The sequence below is a fragment of the Streptomyces achromogenes genome, from assembly GCF_030816715.1.
In the GTDB taxonomy this organism is placed as follows: domain Bacteria; phylum Actinomycetota; class Actinomycetes; order Streptomycetales; family Streptomycetaceae; genus Streptomyces; species Streptomyces achromogenes_A.
In genome coordinates, this window is record NZ_JAUSYH010000001.1 from 3,626,499 (window position 1) to 3,642,591 (window position 16,093).

A 16,093-nucleotide genomic window follows, 5' to 3' on the forward strand; every position below is an offset into this window, starting at 1 on the left:
AATGAGAGTGTGTCGCTCAAAATGAGAGTGCACTTGATAGCGTGTCCCCCTAAATGAGAGTGATGTAGATCACTTTCAGTAAGGGGGGTGCATGCCGCCACGTCGATTAGCGCTGGTCACGGCGCCGCGAGCCGGTGAGACGTTCGCGTCGTGGGTGGATCGGATGGCTCGAGCTAACCGGTGTCCACCAGCCGAGGTCGCCGACCTCATGGGACTGCGGCTTCGAGGGACATCTGCGGATGTCCGGCCCCCTGTGCTCGGGGTCCGGTGCGATGAGACGGTCCGGCAGGCCGTGTACGCGGCGACAGGTGTTCCCGGTGGCTTGGTGGACGGGATGCACCTGTCCGTTTTCGAGGGCGGGCCGCTGAGCGTGGCGGCGGTGCTCTCAGCGGGCAAGGCACATCGGCCATCGGCGGGCCGGGAGTGGGTCGAGGTGTACGGCAGCCGCGCCTGTCCGTGCTGCCTGCTGGCGTCGGGTGGGGTGTGGCAGCTGTGGTGGAAGCTGTCGTGTGCGGCGGTTTGCCCCGAGCATCAGGTGATGCTGCTGGATCGTTGTCCGTCGTGCGGTGGGGTACTGCGGTGGGGTGGGGATCGGCCTCGCGTGGTGCCGGCGCAGTGGGTCAGGCCTCCGACAGGTTGTGCGAATTCCGTTCGGGGGAAGCCCTGTTCACAGTGGCTACCCTCGGTTCGCGTGAGCCAAGCACATGAGCAGACGGTCGATGCACAGCGGCGATGGCTGGACGCCGCCTACGGCCGTGCGTGCCCCGCGCTGGGAGGCGTGAACGTGCCGGCGGGAGAGTGGTTCGCGGCGTTCCGCGCATGTGTGATCTTGTTGCGACTCGGGCTGCCGAGGATCTTGGGACGTCTACCGGGCGTGCCTGGCTGGTGCCGCCAGGTCCTATTGGAAGAGCGCGTCGAGCGCGGCATGCACCGGAGCCAGTTCGGGTGGGGCCCTGCGTCGGCCGGGGCTGCGGCAGCGTTTCTCACGGTGGTTACGCCTCTGCTGGCTACGGCTGACGTACGGGAGTTGTCGCGACGGTTGGCACCACTAGTACGGATGGCGGTCGAAGAAGGGTGCTTGGCAGCCCGGCCTTTGGCGCGGCTCGCAGTGCCGGAGGTTTTCGCCGAGGCAGTGGCGGTGCAGGTGCCGGTGGGACGCTCGGCCAGAAGTCCGTGGGGAGGGAATGGTCGCGGTGAGCGGTGATACGGAAGTACCGGAGCCGTCCGTTCGGGACATCGACCTGGTGCGGGTGCGCTACGTCGATGCCGAGGGGGTCCAGCATCTGGTGCGGCTGGAGGAAGCCGCTGACGTGCCGTTCGAGGACGGCAGGATGGTGCGGTCCATCCCCAGTCACCGGGACCAGGGACACATGCCGGGCCAGTACTGGGTGGCGAAGTGGGGCGACTTCGCCGACTACGAGAGCGTGCTGGAGTCGAAGTGGCTGACACTGCTGGACTTCGACCCGCAAGTGACCGCATTCGCCACGCAGCCCTTGGAGTTCGACGCGATCGACGCCCGTGGGACGTGGCGACACACACCGGACGTCTTCGTGCGCCGCCGGGATGGCAGCGTACTGCTGGTGGACGTGAAGAACCCCGAGTTGCGGGACGATCCAAAGGTGCGGCTACAGGAGGAGCGCACTCAACGCACGTGCGAGCGGCTGGGCTGGGACTACGCCATGGTTTCGGAGCCGAGTGAACAGCGCTGGGAGAACATCGACCTGCTCTCCAGTGCCCGGCGTCCGCTGCATCTGGGAGCGGATCTGGTACCGCGCCTGCTGGAACTGGCCCGTGAACCGGTGGAGATCGGGGAGCTGATGCGGTTCATGGAGTACCCGGATCTGGCGCGCGGCGTGCTGTATCACCTGATGTGGCACCAGCGGATCGTCACGGATCTGGATCGCCCCTTGCGCGAGACAACGCTGGTAAAGGCCGCAGTGGAGGTACGGGCATGACGGTTGACGGCGCGGTGCGGTTGCAGCATGGGGCCAGGCTGTGGCTGGACGATGAGGTGCACACGGTGACCGGGGTGACCGATGACGGCGTGCGGCTGCGTTCGGAGAGCGGCTCGTGGACCGTGATCGGTGTGGGGCACCTTCTCGCGGACCCGACCTTCCGCCCTTACGACGGCGACGCTGACCCAGAGGGCGAGGACCCCACTGAGCACGACGTCTCGGCAAGGAAGTTGTGGCTGGACGCTGCCGCCCTGTTCGACAAGTTGACTGACAAGCAGTTGGAGGAACTCCAGCGCGCTCAGGAGCACCTCCTGGAGATGACGACTGGCTTTCGCAGTGGAAACTCGGAGGACGTCTCGCCCGGGGAACCCAAGCCGGAGTACGCCCCTGACGTATCGCTGGCCCAGCGGGTGCAGAGCAAAGCGCGGGAACTGGGCTACAGCGAGCAACAGATGTGGCGGCGTCTGCGGAGGTGGCGGGAAGAGGGCCCGTGGGGCCTGGTGGACCGGCGCAGTCATCGGCCGTCGGATCCCCTGGCGGGTGTAGATCCACGGTTGATCGAAGCGATCGTCACCCAGCACTACGTGACGGAGGAAGACGACTCGACCGGCAGCCTGAACCGGCTGCGCCGCCGGGTGGGGCGCCGCCTGGTTGACGTCCACGGCTCGGGTACGGTGAAGATACCGGCGCAAAAATCGTTCAACCGGTACGTCGCCGCTCTCCTGCCCGGCCGCTACACAACTGGGTCGGCCACCACGCGGCAGTCGGTGGCGAACCGGCCGGACGGCCACTACCGTCCGATCACCGCCAGCCGCCCGGGCGAACTGGTGATGATCGACACCAGTTGGCTGGACGTTCGCGCCTACGATCCGGTCGAGGACGTCGTCTTCTCAGTGGACCTGACGATCGCCATCGACGTCTGTACCCGGTCTCTTCTGGGGTGGCGTCTGGTGCCCAAGGGCACGAAGGGCGTGGATGCGGGCCTGGTGATCGCCGACGCGATGATGCCGGAGCCGATGCGCCCCGGCTGGCCGGACGGGCTGCGGCACCGGATGCTGCGCCTGCCGTGCGAGCCGCTCCTCGCTCAGGACGAGCGGTTCGCGGCCGCCGCGGCCCGCCCGGTGGTGTTTCCCGAGAGGATCGTGATCGACCACGGCAAGGCGTTCGCCTCTCAGGCGGTGAAGAACGTGTGCCGCCGCTACGGGATCACCATCCAGGACACCCGCAAGTACCGACCCACCGACAAGCCGCAGGTCGAGGCCGCGTTCAAGACGATCAGAAGCCAGTTCTCCGAGCACATCGCCGGCTACAAGGGCAATCATGTGGTGCACCGCGGCCGGGACGTGGACGCGGTGGCCCGGTGGACGATCGAGGAACTGGAGGAGTTCTTCGCCGAGTACGTCGTCGCGGTCTACCAGCGCCGTCGGCACAAAGGGCTGGTGCTGCCGGGGTTCCCGGAGATCAACCTGTCGCCGAATGACGCCTACCGGCTGGCCGTGCACCGCTGCGGCTACATCGCCGCTCCATGTGATCCCAATCTGTTCCTGGAACTGCTGCCGATCCACTGGTGCGCGATTTCCAACCGGCGGATCCAGAAGGACTACTTGCACTACAGCGCGCCCATCACGGGCACCCACAATGGGTCCAAGTCCCCATACCCACAGGCCAAGGGCGCCTGGCCGATCCGCTACGACCCGCGGGACGTGACGCAGGTCTACTTCCATGATCCTTACAGCGGCGTCTGGCACACGCTGCGCTGGACCCACGCATTGACCGGGCTCGAGCCGTTCACGGACATCACGCTGCGCCAGGTCAAGCAGGAACTGCGTGAACGAGGCCGCGACCCACAGGACCAGGAAGCCGTCCTGGACGCGTTGCTGGACCTGCAGAACCGCACGGACGCCGCCGAGGCGTCCACCGCCCGCTCCCGCCGGGCGCGGGCCCGGGACGCCGAGCGGGCCAGGGCGGCGGCGCGGGACAAAGCTCGCACCGAACTGGCCGACGCCGCTGCCGATGCCCCGGTCGAGGAACCCCGCCTGCGGGCCGTGCCATCACTGCCCGCGGACGACGAGGAAGAGGTCACGATCGACTTCGACGCCCTGCCTTCGTACGAGGTGTGGGGCGGTCGCCCGGAGACGGACGACGCCCCATGATGGCCCCACCGGGGGACTCCGAGTGCCTGCACCCTGGGCTGGCCGAACCGCGGACCAAGGAAGAATGGTTCGCGTACGTCTTCTACGAGCCGCCGCCCCGGCCCCACCTTCCCCCGTACGACGTCTACGCGGCGATGGACAAGGACGATGCTGAGCGGCGTCGCCTGAACCGTAGCCGCAACCGCTATCACAGCGCCCTAGTGCTGGCCTGGACGCCCGCCGTCCAGCACTTCGAGACAGAGATCACGGAACTGCTCGCCGCGAACGAGATGGCTCCGCCCGGTGCCCGGCTCGGACTGCTCATCGACGGCCCCCCCACAGTCGGCAAGTCCACTCTGGTCAAGATGATCGGCCGGAAGTTCGAGCAGGATCTTCGTGAGGACTTCCCCGAGCGGTTTGCCCCCGATCGGCTGGGGGCTTATGTCCCCGTCGTCTATGTCTCCCTGACAGACCAGGTCACCCCCAAGCAGATCTCCATCGCGATAGCCCGTTACCTGAACGTGCCGACCAGCGGTACCAAGGACACCATCGACGATCGTGTCCTGACCGCGCTCACGGCGTGCGGTACGCAGTTGATCATCTTCGACGACTTGCATTTTCTGGACTGCTCGCTCAAAGAGGGGCGGGCCTCAAATGACCACATCAAGTTCCTCGCCAACCACGCCCCATGCACGATCATCGGCACCGGCGTCGATCTGGAGGACAGCCCTCTGCTCAGCGAGGGCGGTCCTGCCGGACCCGTCAAGCGGAACACCCGCGGCAAGTCTTCGCCGTCCAGCGGCCCCAGGACCCAGACCGCCGGCCGGTTCAGCCGCCAGGAACTCGCGCCCTTCGCCCTCGACAGCGATACCGGAATCCTGCAGTGGGTCGGCGTCATCAACTCCCTGGAGAATGCGCTGGCCCTGTACCGGCACGAAAGCAAGAGCCTGACCCGCCGACACTGGCGCTACCTCCATGATCGCACCAACGGCAGCATCGCCGGTCTCCACGCCCTCATCCGCCGCAGCGCCGTACGCGCCGTTCAGCAGGGCACCGAGGCCATCACGCGGGAGATCATGGACTCCATCGTCCTGTCGTATGCTCATGAACGCGCCTACGCCAGGGTCGTCGAACTGCAGTCCCGCTCGTCAGCGAAGAGCGGGAGCGAGCAGAACAAGAAGCCTCCGGCAGCAGACGGAAGTGCCTGAAGAGGCCTGTACCGCCTGATGTGGCGCCTGTTACAGGCGTACTGGCACGCTCTGCGTGTGCCCACGTCGTTGCGTCGTCTCGCCCTGGTGCCAGAGCCGTATCCCGGCGAGTCCCTGCTCAGCTGGGTCGACGCGCTCGCCTGGCTGAACCAGATCAGCCGACTGCAGGCGGTGTGTTTCGCGGCCTTCATCCGCCCTGGTGGCTCCATGTACCGGCCCAGTATGCGCTTCGTGGCCCATCTGCCGGCGGAGGTCGTGGCCCGTGTCCAGGTCACCACCGGACTGTCCGCCGGGCAGCTGCGTCGGATGACCCTCATGCATTACGCCGACGGTGCTCTGCCCTCACCGCCCTCTTCTACACACCGGCGGGCTGTCGCCGCATGGCTGAACCGCCTGATGCTCGCGCAGCCTGTCCGCTCGCGTGCGTGCCCGGCCTGTCTGCGGGAGAACGGCGGTCGCTGGCTGCTGCGTTGGCGTCTGATCTGGTCCTTCGCCTGTGTACGCCACCGCGTTTTCCTGCTCAGCGCCTGCCGCGGCTGCGGCAAAGGCCTGCACCAGGTGCTTCCCGGACCAGGAAGCCCCGTTGTGTGCGGCCAGGCCGACTGGAACCGTCCGGGATACGTCTGCCGGCGCTCCATCTGGCGCATGCGTCCTCCCCGGCTGTCCGACGCGCATCTCCTTGAATGTCAGCGCCGTCTCGATGATCTCGTCGACCATCCCCACCGTCCGGGGAGCAAAGACATACTGCGGACGCTGCACCTGGCGCTGGAGGACATCAGGGGCGGCTACGACTTTGCCCCGTCACTACCGGACACCGACGCCGTGCTCCATCGGCGGTGGCACGGCCACGGCGGTGCCTTGTCGTATCTGGACGATCCCGTGCTCACCGCAGCACTCATCAAGATCGCAACGGTGGGCGGCCTCGGCGCCTCTCAAGATGCCTGCGCTCAGGTGGACAGGGCCTCGTGGTCGACCGACGGCTTCCCTCGGACGACCAGCGACGTCCTGCCGGTCAACCGCTTCGGTGGAACGTGCCGCGCCATCGGCTGCCTAGCCTGGGTACCGCCCGGACAAGGAGTCATAGGGCATACGAAGGCCGGACCATCGGTCCTGTGCTCCACGCACGTCGATCGCGCCACCATGCCGGACAGTTACGACTCCGTGCCCCGTCGCGTCGCCGAGGTCTTCTCACCAAGCATGCCGTGACTCGCTGAGCTGCAGCCTGGACCGCACTAATTTGTCGTTCTGTTAACTGGAGGCACGGAAATATGCTTGTCCGACAGCACGCTGCGGGCGGCGACGCGTACGAGAGCGGAGAGCGCGGCAGGCGACCCGTTTTCCAGCGTCCAGGCCAGCGGTGGATGGTAAGGCTGCCCCTGGCTCTCGTACACGGCACGCACGACGCTGCTCTCCATCCCGTCAAGCATGCCGCTCACCGTCTTCCGGCTTGCAGCGTCCTGGACGATTCCGGACATGCGTTGGAGCAGGCGGCGCGACTCTTCATTGTGTGAGGGGTCTGCGGGTGTGAGGAGAGCGGAGACACGGCGTTGGATGTGGACAGCCTCCTCGTCCTCTACGGGGATTGCCGCGATCTCCGGCACCGGGAATCCGCAGACTTTGGCACCCAAGCGGCTCCGGCCACGACCTTGGCGCCCCAACGGCCGGGTGCAGTGTTCACGTTGCCCGGCACCGGTCGCCTCATGACGCCAGTACAGCCGCAGATGGCAGCGCGGGCAGCGATCCGCCAAGTACACGAGGTGATCCGCGCACAGAAAGGTCCACTTCAACCGCCAGCTGAGCAACCACCGGCCGCCCGACGTCTGGACGCACAGCGGACACGCCGCAGAGTGGTCGCGTCGCAGCCATGGGTTGCTCACGTGCCAACTGCGCCCTATGTCGGAGGTGAACTGCGGTAGTGCCGTGGGGGCGTAGAAAGCGAACAGCATCCGTCTTACCTGCGCAGGACGCAGGCCCGTCCGTCGGCAGACTCCTTCCAGCTCTTCAGGGCGCAGATGGATTTGCGATGTGCTGAATGTCGCCGAACCCGGCAGTCCTAGCTCCTTCAGAGCCGCCGCACGCGACAGCCTCAAGGTCACCGCGAGCGTATCGACCCAGCTGAGGAACGACTCGCCGGCGAAGGGGCTCGGGACGACACCAAGCCGGCGAACTCGCTCGGCCTCAACCACGGTCTGCCATGCCTCCGCTCGTATCGCTGGCCGCGCCCTCCACGAAATGCGTCGGTTTCTCACCCCGACGGGGCAGCCACACCCGGCGAAATTCCGGATGCCTGGCGTAGGGCAGCAGGAGGCACTGAACGGCGTACCTCAGGGCTCTGCCTTAAGTCGTTCGGAAATCAGTGTCCGCGCAAGCGTCCAGGATCAGCTTCTGCGCTTCGATCAACTGCCGTTGCACTTCGCTACCCTCCTCGCCAACTCGCTGTTCCTGTTCACGGAGCCGGGCGTCGAGGAACCGAAGTCGCGGGTCAGTGCACGTGGTCGGCGTGGAGCCTTCCCTGGGATGTGCCCGGGCAGTGAACTCCTCCGCGTGCAGTGGACAGTAGGTGCCCCTGCCGGATGCGTCGTTCAACACCGCACCGTGCCCCGCCGGAACCCAGGTCCAACAGCCACTGTGACCACAGCGGTCGCCGAAGCGGTTCGTTGCCAGCTGGAACTCGCCGTGGGCTTCCAGGAGCCGCTGCCGTGGACGACCCCAGTTCGGCCGGGCCTTCACTTGCTCTTTTGCCGCAGGCTCTGTATCTGCCGAGGGGAGCCCGGCCTCGGTTGCGATCTTCACCGTAGCTGCCACGATCAGCGGCCGGTGCTGCACCCGGTGGCCACCGGGTGCCAGATGGCTGTCCCACGCCTGGTGGACCACCTCGTCGGTGCGAGGCAGGCACTCCGGCCGCACCGCAGCCCACGCACCCTGCATCGAGCGGTACAACGCTTGGAAGGTCTCGTGCGCTTGCCCCTCCGGTAGATCTTCCGACCCCTCCAAGAGGCGGTCGATCCGCTGCTGGCAGTCAAGGAGCCGGAGGTCGTGGACCCGCGTGGCAAGCATTCGGCGAATGTCGCGGCCGCATGGCCTCGCGGGCTTGTAGGAGTGCATTCCCGGGATGGGGCCGGGACAGATCCAGGAGTGCGCGCTCCCGGGCCGCGGGAGATGAAGACGGGCGTCGCAACCCTGGCATGTCGAGATCAGGTAGCGCTCATGCTCCACGCATGCGAAGGACCAGGCCAGCCTCCACTTCAGGAGCCATCGGGCACCGTTCTCCCGCAGGCATACCGGGCAGGCGTTGGAGCGCTGGCGCAGTAGCATCCGCTGCCGATATCTCCATCTGGCAAGGACGTCCTGCCCTTCCGGATTGTGTTGCGGCAATGGGTCCAGGGTTCTTCCGGCGTAGTGAGCAAGCGTCATGCCTCGCACCTGTCCCTCGGTCACCCCGGTGGTGTGCCGTACCGCTTGAACGACGTCATCACTGACGTGGTAACCGAAGATGTCGGACACAGGCGGCGTTTTGACCATGCCCGTCATCCGCACTGCAACGATCCGGGGGACCTGGTTGAGCCGCGCGATCGCGTCCGCCCAGCTCAGCAGAGATTCCCCAGGATATGGATCGGGGACCAGCGCGAGTCGACGCAAAGGGCCTCGCACGGCAATGATCTCCTTCCCGCGCCCCATCCCAGGCTGTAGAGGGCTCGGCATCCGTAAGCGACGAGGCGAAGAAGTCGAGTGGGGAATGCTGCAGCGGCGCAGACGCCCCCTGCGGACAAGCCGTTTCACGTTGCATGTGGAACTTCGCCCCGGTGATCCCTGAACCTGGCGCCGAAGCGGCGCCTGGCCGGCTGACGACGCTCCGCACGGTCATCCCGCCCACGCAACCTACCTGCTGCGCACCCCCGCGATACATGCCCGGGTCCGGCTTGCCGATCCGGCTTCGACCTCCATCGCGTCAACGGCGGACACCGGCGCACCCTGCCGCTGCCCGTCGCCTGCGTCAACGACCGCGAGGGCGTCATCCGCTGGGCCTTCGTCGACGCCGACTACACCAAGCGCGTCGAACCCGGCGCCCTCCTCGCCGCCCTCGACGCCGGACGCCTGGGATGAGTGCCGGCGTGGTGAGAAAAGGCCGCACCGCTGTCAGACGCGGGCGAGTTCCGCGGCGCCGAACGAGACATCGAAACGGTCGCACCAAATGCTCACGCTGTTGTAGCTCGACGGATCCACGTCCCTGGGCAGGGGGTAGTTCTGGCTTCCCTTGTTGCCTTTGAGCTTGCCCAGGCTGACGTACCTTCCCTCGTCGAAGACGTGCCAACCGGCCTTCCCCTCCTTCACCGGTGCGTCGGTCAGTAAGACACGCAGGTCCGGTCCGTTGCTGGTGTCGAGGTTCTCCAGCCGGACGACGTGGGAGCCGTCGGCCAGCCGTATGAGCTTCACCGTGCCCGATGTCGCATGCTCGTGGCTGATCAGCTCACCACTCGCCAGCGTCTGCGGACCGGTGGCCGAGGGCTGCTCGGAGGGCTCATACGAGGGCGCCACAGCAGGAGGCGCGGAAGTCGCCACCACCCCGGGCAGGGCCTCCTCGACGGTCTCGTCCTGCCACAGCTTCCACGGCTGGAACCAGTACAGTCCGAAGCCGGTCCCCCCGACCGCCACCACCAGCACCGCGATGGCCAACGGCCTGGCCAGTACCTTCCGCACGCGCCCCACGCCTGCCTCGCCTCCTGGGAGTTTGCTTGTCTCTCCCCATTCAACGGGCACGGACGGCCGTCCCGTACCCCGCAGGTGATGACGGAATCCTTACGACGCACTGGCCCGCGCTGGCAGGAGCAGCCGAGGTGCCGACGGAGTTCGCATCGCGGCGGTCGGCGTGTGGGACGGGTTTGCCGAGGGCGGGCCAGTGCTCACGTGCGGCAAGTGTCCTGAGCCCGGTGCTCGGGCCGCCAGGCTGGAGTTGAGCTGGCAGGAGCCCCAGACTTCCGGTCTGGCTCAGCGGTGCTTGGGGTTGTCCGCCCCCGCCCTGCAGCCGGCGTCCCACTCCGTGCGCTGGTTGCCGTGGGCGGGGATGCCTCCGGCGCGCTTGACCAGGGCCGCCAGGTGCATCAGGTTCCACGTCATGAAGCTGGTGTTGCGGTTGGTGAAGTCGTTCTCCGGGTTGCCCGAGCCGGGGTCCAGGTACGAAGGCCCGGGGCCCGCCGCACCGATCCAGCCCGCATCGGCCTGCGGTGGGATGGCGTAGCCGAGGTGCTGGAGGCTGTAGAGGACATTCATGGCGCAGTGCTTCACGCCGTCCTCGTTGCCCGTGATCAGACACCCGCCGATCCGTCCGAAATAGGCGTACTGGCCTTCGGAGTTGAGGAGGCTGGAGCAGCTGTAGAGCCGCTCGATGACCTGCTTGGTGAAGGGCTGTTTTCGCCCAGCCAGATTGGCCCGGCCAGCACGAGGATGTCGGGGGTCATCACCTGCTCGTACAGCGCGGGCCAGGCGTCCGTGGCGAAGCCGTGTTCGGTCATGTCCGGGTAGACGCCAGGGGCGACGTCGTTGGTCAACGGCACGGATCTCGTCCGTGGTCACCCCGCGCGCGTCCATGATCGCCCGGCTCTTGTCGATGAGCCCCTGCGTGTGGCTGCGGCGGGGGACGGCTTGAGCGTGCAGTTGATAAAGAGCGCACGAAGGTCGTCGAAACGGTGATTGTCCTCAGTTGGGGCGGGCGAATGCTGCCATGGCGGCCTCCGGGAGGAGAGCGGAGAGGGGGCGGGGACGACGCCTGTGCGCCGTCCCGGCGGGGGCGTCTCGCGGAATGCGCGCGTTGTCCTGCTGCGACGCACCGGCGCCCGCTGCTCCCCACTGACATCCTTCGCCGTCGGGCACGCGCGACCTGGCTGGCTGGCCGCCGAAGGCTCCACCGCCGTTACGAACGCAAGGCCGAACACTTCCTGACTTTCGTCGGCATAGCAGCAACCCCCATTGGCTACCGCCGTCTAACAACCCGTTGACGCAGCTCATCGCTCATTTAGCTTGCGGCGATCACGGCCTGAAGCAGGCCGGGGAATCGGCGGTCCAAGTCCTCCTTGCGGAGACGCATGTACAGACCGTTCCCGGCGTCGCGCTGATACACCAGCCCTGCCTCGCGCAGTACTCGCCAGTGACGTGTTCGACTGGACTTACCTACTGGCAGGTCGAAGGAAGCGCACAGCCGCTCCTCATCTGGCTGTTCGGCTAGTTCAGCCACGACTCGACGCCGGTTCGCGTCAGCCAGCGCCAAAAGGATGGGTCCCACCTCCAACTCCTCAGCCCGAGGGTGCGCCAACTCGCTGTCCATCATCACTCACCCCTCGACGAGGTACGCGCAGGTGCGTACCTTGATGGAGGTACGCGACAAGGCGTACCTTACCGTTGCTGGGGGAGTCATGTCTGTACCCGCGTCGCCGCGTCGCCGCGTCCTGTTGCGCATCCGCATGTCGCTGCGCAGGCTCCTGCTTATCGAGCACTCGCCCTTCATGACTCTCTGACCCAGTCAGGGCACCTACCCCTCGCGTGCGGAGGCGGGGCGGGTCGACTCGGGCGAGCGGCGGCGGCGATCATCGCGGGGCCGGTGGTCGGTGCAGCCCCGGGACAAAGGCCGACGTCGGTGCGGTCATGAGCGGTCCCGGTCGCGGTGGAGCAGGTGGGCGGTGAGCGCCCCGATGAGCAGGGCCCAGGCCGCAGCGGCGGGGCCGGCTTGGTGCCAGCCGAGTAGGACGACGGCCGCGGCGGCCGTTGCTCCGGCGGCCACGGCGCGGCGGTCGCTGGCGAAGGCCCACTGCTCGCGGGCGCTGCCCGGGCGCTTGATCTCGCTGAGGGCTGTTCTGATCACCAGAGCGGCGGCCACGATCGCGGGTGCCAGCAGTGAGGCGTCGGCGGCCATCAGCTGGCCGCCCCGTCAGACCTGTTCGAGCCAACGGGTGTTGGAGCGGCTGGCTGGTAGATGTCGGGGATACCGTCGGCGTCCCCGTCGGTGTTCTCCTCCTCGCACAGGTGCCGGTAGATCCGGTTACGGCGGCGCAGGAGGAGCGCGGCCAGGAGGGCGGAGGCCAACGAGGCGATGAGGACAGCGGCTTTGACGTGCTCGCCCAGCGCGGCCTGCGGGAAGGCGAGTTCACCGACGAGCAGGGCGACCGTGAACCCGATGCCTGCCAGGCTGGCGAGGGCGAGCACGTCGGCCCAGGCCAGGTCCGGGTTGAGCCGGGCGCGGGTGAAGCGGGCCGCGAGGTAGGTGCCCGCGAAGATCCCCACCGTCTTGCCGAGCACCAGGCCCACGACCACGCCGAGCGGCTCCGGGCTGGCGAACACCTCCCCCAGGGCGCCCGTGGAGACGGTGACACCGGCGGCGAACAGCGCGAACAGCGGGACCGCGATGCCGGCGGACAGGGGATGCAGCAGGTGCCCGGTGCGCTCGCCAGGTGATGCACTCTCGCCCTCGTCGCGGGTGGTGCGCAGGAGCATGCCCATGGCGACGCCGGCGACGGTGGCGTGGACGCCGCCGTTGTACATCAGCGCCCAGATCGTGATCCCGAGAGGGAGGTACCACCACCAGCCGGTCACCCTCAGCCGCTGGAGCAGGTAGAAGACGATGAGACCGGCGAGGGCCCCGGCCAGCGCGTACGGGTTGAGATCGGCGGTGAAGAAGACGGCGATCACCAGGATCGCGCCGAGGTCGTCGACCACGGCAAGGGTGAGCAGGAACGCACGCAGCGCCGCGGGCAAGTGGGTGGAGATGACCGCCAGAACGGCGAGGGCGAAGGCGATGTCCGTGGCCATCGGCACCGCCCACCCGTTCATGCTGCCGCCGCCGAGGCCGGCGGTGGCGGCGTAGAGGGCGGCGGGGACCGCCATGCCGCACAGGGCTGCGATGACAGGCAGCACGGCTGTTGCCGGGCTTCGCAGCTCGCCGACCACGAGTTCGCGTTTCAGCTCGATCCCCGCGACTAGGAAGAACACGCTCAGCAGTCCGTCCGCGGTCCAGTGGCCCACCGACAGGTCCAGCCCGAGGGCCGGGATCCCGAAATGGACGTCGCGTATCTGTTCATAGGCACCGCTGAAAGGGCTGTTGGCCCACAGCAGGGCTACGACCGCGGCGGCCAGCAGGATCAGGCCGCCCACCGTTTCCGTCCGCAGAGCACGGGCGACGGCCTGCCGCTCTGGGAGCGGGAGCAGACCGAGGAACAGCGATCGGGACTGCGGGGCATCGGTCATGACGGGCGACCCTCCGGGCATCTGTGACGAAGGGCCCACGGCCCCTTCCTCGCCGACCAGACTTCCCGGCACACCCCGCGCCACTTGACGCGTTCTTTACACTCTATCCGTTGCTGAGGCCCGTACACCCCAACACGAAGGGGAATCGGTCATCCTTGGCCCCCCTCACCCTCGATCATCAGCACCGTGATGAGGTTCGCGTGCCGTCTGGGACCGTCGGCCGGCCGCGCGCAGCAGGCACGTGGGCGCAGGAGACGGCAGCCTGTGGCACCACTGCCAGGCACCCCTTCTGCCGTGAACAGGGACGATCGCTGGAAGCGGACCGCATCTGTCCAGCCACCTAGGATGAAACCCACAGGTCAAACCTGGGCGCTCGCTCGCAGGACGACCCCCGCACGCGAGCCACGGGAACATCGCTCACGCCGACAGAAGTGGGGGACAGCCATGGGCGCGCCACGCCTGAGCAATACGCCGTTGCCGGGAATCGGGGTCCGCTACGACCTGACGACGCGGGAGAAGCGCCGCCTGTCCGTGGTCGCGCACCGCGACGGGCACCGCACGATCAGCGCGTACCGCAAGGACGACCCGGACGCATGCGCCCTCTCCGCACGGCTGACCGCGGAGGAGGCTGCCACCCTCATCGACGCGCTGATGCCCGCCCACCACACCCCGAACCTGTTGTCGACCACGGACCTGGGGCTGGTGGCGGAGCGCATCGAGCTGTCGGCCACATCGCACTGGAACGGGCGCCTGTTGGGCGAGACCCGGATGCGTACGGAGACCGGCGTCTCCATCGTGGCCGTGCTGCGCCGGGCGGAGGCGATCCCCTCCCCCACACCCGGCTTCCGGCTCGCCGGCGGTGACACCCTCATCCTCATCGGCACCCGCGAGGGCGTGGAGGCGGCCGCCGCGATCCTCGGGCGGGAGTGACCCGTCATGCACTCCTCCGCCGTCTTCCTGATCGAGTTCGGCTGCATCATTCTGGGCCTGGGGCTGCTCGGCCGGTTCGCCGGACGCTTCCAGTTCTCCCCGATACCGCTGTATCTGCTGGCCGGACTCGCCTTCGGCAACGGCGGGCTGCTGCCGCTGGGCACCAGCGAGGACTTCGTCGCCATCGGCGCGGAGATCGGCGTCATCCTGCTGCTGCTGATGCTGGGCCTGGAGTACACCGCCAGCGATCTGGTCTCCAACCTCAAGACCCACTACCCCGCCGGGCTCGCCGACGCTGCCCTCAACGCTGTTCCCGGCGCGGTGATGGCGCTGCTGCTGGGCTGGGGTCCGGTCGCCGCGGTCGTGCTGGCCGGGGTCACCTGGGTGTCCTCCTCCGGCGTCATCGCCAAGGTCCTCGGTGACCTCGGGCGTCTGGGCAACCGGGAGACCCCCACCATCCTGAGCATCCTGGTCCTGGAAGACCTGTCCATGGCGGTCTACCTGCCCATCGTCACCGCCCTGCTGGCCGGGGCCGGCCTGGCCGCGGGCAGCGTCACGCTGGCCGTCGCGCTCGGCGTGGCCGGACTCGTCCTGGTCCTCGCGCTCCGCTACGGCCGCCACATCTCCCGCTTCGTCTCCAGCGACGACCCCGAGAAGCTGCTGCTGGTGGTCCTCGGCCTGACCCTGGTGATCGCCGGGCTCGCCCAGAAGCTGAACGTGTCCGCCGCCGTGGGTGCCTTCCTCGTCGGCATCGCCCTGTCCGGCGAGGTCGCCGAGGGCGCCCACAGTCTGCTGGCCCCGCTGCGGGACCTGTTCGCGGCGGTGTTCTTCGTCTTCTTCGGCCTGCACACCGACCCCGCCAGCATCCCGCCGGTTCTGCTGCCCGCTCTCGCCCTGGCCGCCGTCACCGCGCTGACCAAGATCGGCACCGGCTACTGGGCCGCCAAGCAGGCCGGCATCGCGTCCAAGGGGCGCTGGCGGGCCGGCGGGACCCTGGTAGCCCGCGGAGAGTTCTCCATCGTGATCGCCGGGCTCGCCGTCACGGCCGGCATCGAACCCTCCCTCGGCCCGCTGGCCACCGCCTACGTCCTGATCCTCGTCATCCTCGGCCCCCTCACCGCCCGCTACACCGAGCCTCTGGCCACCCGCTTGCTCGGACAGCGCCGCGTGGGGCCGGCCCCGCCGTTCCAGAAGAGCCCGCCTGCGCCGCCTGACGCCTACGAGACCATCGACGACCAGGACGCCGTCGGCCACGCCTGACTGATCGCGCGAGGGCCTGTCTTCAACGACGAGAGCTGAGGCGATAGCGCCAGAGCCGCCACCTGCCAGCGCCCCGGGCCGGTGCCCGAGCCGACGCCTTCCCCTACGGCAGCGACCCTTTTACGTTCCGCAGGTGTTTCGGCTGTCACGGAAGAGAGGCGCAGACCAGGCGGCCGACCATGCCGCCGGACCGGCCTTAACCACCTCAGTCCGGACGGCTGCGCGGCGCTGCTCATGACCCTCGGGTCACCCGTGCGAGCGGCACACGGCTGGTCATCACCATGCGAACGAACGAGCACGGTCGGGGCCTGCGGCAGACGGCATCACGATCGAGCTGGCGGCCTGTGCCGTCCACGGCGCATGGGCGGGCCGAGAC

12 protein-coding genes and 2 pseudogenes are annotated in these 16,093 nt (G+C 67.9%); 8 read left to right on the top strand and 6 right to left on the bottom strand.

The features are described 5' to 3' along the window. Positions 1–91: 91 nt before the first annotated feature. The 5 genes from QF032_RS40620 to QF032_RS16205 all read left to right on the top strand — a co-directional run bounded on the left by QF032_RS40620 (position 92) and on the right by QF032_RS16205 (position 6,501). Positions 92–1,204 (top strand): TniQ family protein, encoded by a 1,113-nt coding sequence (locus QF032_RS40620; protein ID WP_373430350.1) that lies wholly within the window; start codon positions 92–94, stop codon positions 1,202–1,204. Further along, positions 1,185–1,955: a TnsA-like heteromeric transposase endonuclease subunit gene (locus QF032_RS16190; protein ID WP_307056293.1), complete on the top strand. Its 771-nt coding sequence runs from the start codon at positions 1,185–1,187 to the stop codon at positions 1,953–1,955. The genes QF032_RS40620 and QF032_RS16190 overlap by 20 nt, the downstream gene beginning before the upstream one ends. After that, the gene (locus QF032_RS16195) at positions 1,952–4,108 is read left to right on the top strand and encodes a transposase (protein ID WP_307056294.1); all 2,157 of its coding nucleotides are present in this window, start codon (positions 1,952–1,954) and stop codon (positions 4,106–4,108) included. Before QF032_RS16190 ends, QF032_RS16195 begins: the two co-directional genes overlap by 4 nt. Continuing rightward, positions 4,105–5,295, top strand: a complete 1,191-nt coding sequence (locus QF032_RS16200) for a TniB family NTP-binding protein (protein WP_307056295.1) — start codon at positions 4,105–4,107, stop codon at positions 5,293–5,295. Before QF032_RS16195 ends, QF032_RS16200 begins: the two co-directional genes overlap by 4 nt. Positions 5,296–5,364: 69 nt before the next feature. Then, entirely contained in the window at positions 5,365–6,501 is a 1,137-nt protein-coding gene (locus tag QF032_RS16205) for a TniQ family protein (protein WP_307056296.1), read from the top strand. A gap of 26 nt (positions 6,502–6,527) precedes the next feature. Here the strand turns inward: QF032_RS16205 and QF032_RS16210 are convergent, their stop codons facing one another. The 4 genes and pseudogenes from QF032_RS16210 to QF032_RS16230 all read right to left on the bottom strand — a co-directional run bounded on the left by QF032_RS16210 (position 6,528) and on the right by QF032_RS16230 (position 10,952). Next, positions 6,528–7,481: a TniQ family protein gene (locus QF032_RS16210; RefSeq protein WP_307056297.1), complete on the bottom strand. Its 954-nt coding sequence runs from the start codon at positions 7,479–7,481 to the stop codon at positions 6,528–6,530. A 151-nt stretch (positions 7,482–7,632) separates the two neighbouring features. Next, the gene (locus tag QF032_RS16215) at positions 7,633–8,997 is read right to left on the bottom strand and encodes a TniQ family protein (RefSeq protein WP_307056298.1); all 1,365 of its coding nucleotides are present in this window, start codon (positions 8,995–8,997) and stop codon (positions 7,633–7,635) included. A 435-nt stretch (positions 8,998–9,432) separates the two neighbouring features. Beyond that, positions 9,433–10,002 (bottom strand): DM13 domain-containing protein, encoded by a 570-nt coding sequence (locus QF032_RS16225; RefSeq protein ID WP_307056299.1) that lies wholly within the window; start codon positions 10,000–10,002, stop codon positions 9,433–9,435. Positions 10,003–10,281: 279 nt separating this feature from the next. Beyond that, a pseudogene (locus QF032_RS16230) lies at positions 10,282–10,952 on the bottom strand (flavodoxin family protein). Positions 10,953–11,168: 216 nt separating this feature from the next. On the opposite strand from QF032_RS16230, the pseudogene QF032_RS16235 reads away from it, so the two are divergent. Continuing rightward, positions 11,169–11,288, top strand: a pseudogene (locus tag QF032_RS16235) (IS5/IS1182 family transposase); the annotation flags it as partial. Between the two features lie 641 nt (positions 11,289–11,929). Here QF032_RS16235 and QF032_RS16240 read toward each other — a convergent pair. Together QF032_RS16240 and nhaA are read right to left on the bottom strand one after the other, a co-directional pair. After that, a complete protein-coding gene (locus QF032_RS16240) occupies positions 11,930–12,199 on the bottom strand; it encodes a hypothetical protein (protein ID WP_307056300.1) in 270 nt (89 codons plus the stop codon). Next, positions 12,199–13,527 carry a Na+/H+ antiporter NhaA gene (gene nhaA / locus QF032_RS16245; RefSeq protein WP_307056301.1) on the bottom strand — a complete coding sequence of 443 codons (1,329 nt, stop codon included), beginning with the start codon at positions 13,525–13,527 and terminating at the stop codon, positions 12,199–12,201. The genes QF032_RS16240 and nhaA overlap by 1 nt, the downstream gene beginning before the upstream one ends. A 444-nt stretch (positions 13,528–13,971) precedes the next feature. On the opposite strand from nhaA, the gene QF032_RS16250 reads away from it, so the two are divergent. Beyond that, positions 13,972–14,457, top strand: a complete 486-nt coding sequence (locus QF032_RS16250) for a cation:proton antiporter regulatory subunit (protein WP_307056302.1) — start codon at positions 13,972–13,974, stop codon at positions 14,455–14,457. 6 nt (positions 14,458–14,463) lie between these two features. After that, on the top strand, positions 14,464–15,717 hold the full coding sequence (locus tag QF032_RS16255) for a cation:proton antiporter (RefSeq protein WP_307056303.1): 1,254 nt from the start codon (positions 14,464–14,466) through the stop codon (positions 15,715–15,717). Positions 15,718–16,093 lie beyond the last annotated feature (376 nt).